A 575-nucleotide genomic window follows, 5' to 3' on the forward strand; every position below is an offset into this window, starting at 1 on the left:
CCCAGGGGGAGCCGCGTCGTCCCCGCCCACGGCCCACCAGGCGCCGGGGCTGCCGGCGGAGGCGGGGGCGGGGCCCAGGACGACGAACATGGCCCTCATTCTGCCCCGCCGCCTCACCGTGGGCGGGGCGAGGGGCTGTGCGACTTGCACGCTCGCCGAGTGAAGAACACACTGTGCGGACGCACCGGCGCGCAGCGGGCCGTCGGGCGCCACCCAGAGAGGACCCACCATGGCAGCGACCCGGTCCGGCGGCGCCGCGACGTCTCGCCTCAACGCCAAAGTGGTCGGCATCTCGGTCGCCGCCGCGCTCGGCGGCTTCCTGTTCGGCTTCGACACCTCCGTCATCAACGGCGCCGTGGACGCCCTCGCCGGGGAGTTCGGCCTCGGCGCCGGTCTCACGGGCTTCGCCGTCTCTTCGGCGCTGATCGGCTGCGCGCTCGGCGCCTGGTTCGCCGGGCCGATCGCCAACCGCCGCGCCGCGTGCCCGTGATGGTGATCGCCGCGATCCTGTTCCTGGTCTCCGCCATCGGCTCGGGCCTGGCGTTCGGCGTGGTCGACCTGATCGTCTGGCGCGT

The 575-nt window shown here is 74.6% G+C and carries 1 pseudogene; it reads left to right on the forward strand.

The annotated features are described in order from the left end of the window. Positions 1–229: 229 nt before the first annotated feature. Positions 230–575, forward strand: a pseudogene (locus AC2W7A_RS13245) (MFS transporter); the annotation flags it as partial.

The sequence above is a fragment of the Micrococcus sp. LASM2_SD2 genome, assembly GCF_057364565.1.